Origin of the sequence: Vibrio sp. Vb1980 (genome assembly GCF_033338615.1) — a bacterium.
Lineage (GTDB): Bacteria > Pseudomonadota > Gammaproteobacteria > Enterobacterales > Vibrionaceae > Vibrio > Vibrio alginolyticus.
Genome location: NZ_JAWOSZ010000134.1, coordinates 1 through 579 on the forward strand (window position 1 = coordinate 1; position 579 = coordinate 579).

1 pseudogene is annotated in these 579 nt (G+C 51.6%); it reads left to right on the top strand.

Annotated features, from left to right (window positions below):
- Positions 1–579, top strand: a pseudogene (locus tag R7F64_RS24155) (calcium-binding protein); the annotation flags it as partial.

Sequence of the window (579 nt, forward strand, 5' to 3'; positions counted from 1 at the left end):
TACGGTTACGGTGACCATGACTGGTCCAGCGAATGTCGTGGAGGGTGACACCACCACAGACTACACCGTAACACTGAGCGATCCGGCTCCTGTGGGTAGTATCGTGACCTTAGCTTACAGCTACACCACTGCATCCGGTGATGACATCACTGAAACCACTCAAGCGATTATTGGTGCCGATGGCGTAACCGCCACGTTTACCATCGATACAGTGGACGATGTTTACGCGGAAGGCGATGAAGTGTTCCGCGTCAGCGTGTCGGGCATTGTAGATGGTGATAGCAATCCAATCTTTGAGGCATTAGATGTATCAAATGCCTTTGTTGATACCACCATCAGCGATGAAACCGATCCTGGTCCAGAAGATACGGTTACCGTGACCATGACAGGTCCAGCGAATGTCGTGGAAGGTGACACCACCACGGATTACACCGTGACACTGAGCGATCCGGCTCCTGTGGGTAGCATTGTCACGTTAGCTTATAGCTACACCACTGCGTCAGGTGATGACATCACTGAAACCACTCAAGCCATTATTGGTGCCGATGGCGTAACCGCCACGTTTACCATTGATACGGT